Raw genomic sequence first — 2118 nt, 5'->3', positions numbered from 1 at the left:
TGCAGAGCTTTTAAAGCTGATGCTGTCGCACGAGATGTTATCCTAAGTATATTATCTGCAGCGCAAAAGACCGCGTCAGACTGCAATATACAACCATGGCGAGTAAGGATCATCAGCGGAGCTGCGCTAGATCGACTTCGACATGCTATGTACGAGCGCGCACTGTGCGGAGCAGCCCCCGTTGCGGATATACCACCGATCGCAAGCTATTTTGGCGTTTATAAAAATCGGCGGCGCGATTGTGGCTGGCAACTATATAGTGCGCTTGGTATCCAGCGCGGAGATCGTACGGCATCGGGGAAGCAGGCACTTGAAAACTATCGCTTCTTCGGAGCCCCGCATTTAGCTCTTGTCACCACTCCCGCTACACTTGGCGCACGCGGTATGTTGGATTGCGGTGGGTACTTGACCACATTCATGCTCGCAGCTTCCGCTCTTGGTGTCGGCACTGTCCCGCAGGCATCGATTGCATATCGCGCCGATGTGATCCGTGAGCAGCTAGGGATCTCGGCGGAGGAACACATTGTGTACGGTGTATCGCTTGGTTGGCCGGACGAGTCTCATTCGGTTAACGGCTATCGTACTTCGCGCGCGTCACTTGAAGAAGTGGCCGAGTTCATTGATCTATAGCAGATGTGTTCTCACTCGTCCGCGAAGATTGCCGAACGAGAGATGGTGCCGTCTGTCGCCTATGGCGAACTGCTTCAGGCGCATCACGGTATTGATGGCAAATCCCTACGCATCGATATTGGGCATGGTAAAGCGAGGCGCGGAGCTGGGGGCTGCACATATATTGCTGCGATAGCCATTTTTCATAGTGTTGGTCGGCGCGTGGCAGGGGCAATGAGCGCGTTCGATCTCGCACTGCCCTCGACCTTGACGCAATTGCCTACGCAATGGGCGCAGTTTTCGATGACAATCGATTGCCTGTCGTTCCGACAGAAAGTATCGAAGTACACCGCATTTTTTACCTTCATCAACGCGTCTGGACAGCCCTCGGCGAGGCCGCCGTCAGACTGGATACCCAGTGGCATACCGGTTGGGGTACAAGTTATTGCTTGCTTTGGCCGAGAAGATCAAATCCTCGTGGCGGCAGCCCAAATGGAATCCGTCGCTCCTTGGCCTGGCCGGGTCCCGAAGCTTTGAGGGTTCACCCAATACAGTGCAAGGCGAAACGAGGTGCTTTTGGTCGATTTCCATCACCGGAACGGCTCGGAATCGGGGCTGAGTCGGCGCAGTTTTGACGATATCGCCAGAATTGCGTCGGCGTGTCAGCGGCTGGAAGCTGCGCGAGAAGTGCTCAAGCACGCTTCTGCCGGAGGCGACTTCGATGACCTCAGTGAACTGTCGGAGAGGCAGGGGGACGATCTCTCGTGCGCGGTATTGCGCGCAGCTGCTTCACACCTTCGGTCTGTGAGTGCAATATCGCGGCGTGATCCGTTCGTAGCGTTAAGTGCCGCGAATCAGGCGATAGATCACTGGTCTATTGCCGCGGCCTCGATCTCTAGTTCGCGACCACGACTCAACCTGCTGACTGCTGTCGCATGCAGTCTCATGCTACAAAAATATCACTGCGACGAGCACATTGAAGCCCTCGATCTGATAACGACAGCGTCTCAACGAAGCCGACTCGTCGTCGCCTTTGGATTCGCGGAACTGAATCGCCTGGAAGAGGCAATCGCGATAGCCGCTCCTGTTATCCTGCGTTGGCGTGCTAATTACATGCATGGATCTAGTGCGCTGCGATCAATTGAAGTTGCAGTGCATGGGTGGTTGTCAAGAAGTGGTAGGTACGTCGAGGCACGCGGCTACGCACCCGATTGGGATGGTGTGGCTTCACGGGAAGTTTGCGGGCAGTGGCGTTCAATCATCCACCATGAGGTAGTCGATATGGTGCCGCTCCTCAAATTTGCTAACGAAATCTCTGTTCTTCCGGGCGAGATTGAGACCGGAAACCAGCGCGGTTGAGCGGGTTGTGATTCATGGAACTGCAACTGACTTTTCGAGAGGCAGTGTCGGTATTCATGGTAGTTCAGTAAGCGTTGCCCCAGCACCGTCTGTTCATGAAGGTCCATAGACGGCAATCTGGTTCCCACCAAAATGTGGTGGGGACCAGAA

Annotated in this window: 3 protein-coding genes; all 3 read left to right on the top strand. The window is 55.0% G+C overall.

Annotated elements, in window-relative coordinates; genetic code table 11:
* Nucleotides 1–630: nitroreductase (locus NQV17_RS37680; protein ID WP_257776143.1), on the top strand; the 630-nt coding region annotated here is incomplete at its 5' end.
* A gap of 42 nt (nt 631–672) precedes the next feature.
* Nucleotides 673–1146 (top strand): amidase, encoded by a 474-nt coding sequence (locus NQV17_RS37675; protein WP_257776142.1) that lies wholly within the window; start codon nt 673–675, stop codon nt 1144–1146.
* A gap of 33 nt (nt 1147–1179) precedes the next feature.
* A complete protein-coding gene (locus NQV17_RS37670; protein WP_257776141.1) occupies nt 1180–1968 on the top strand; it encodes a hypothetical protein in 789 nt (262 codons plus the stop codon).
* Nucleotides 1969–2118 lie beyond the last annotated feature (150 nt).

Source organism: Burkholderia sp. SCN-KJ (assembly GCF_024656005.1).
Taxonomy (GTDB): Bacteria; Pseudomonadota; Gammaproteobacteria; order Burkholderiales; family Burkholderiaceae; genus Burkholderia.
Note: the sequence above shows the minus strand (reverse complement) of the source record. Positions and strands in the feature narration are given on the sequence as shown.

Coding starts and splice junctions, on each gene's coding strand:
- NQV17_RS37675 (WP_257776142.1), top strand. CDS start 673: ATGGTGCCGTCTGTCGCCTATGGCGAACTGCTTCAGGCGCATCACGGT.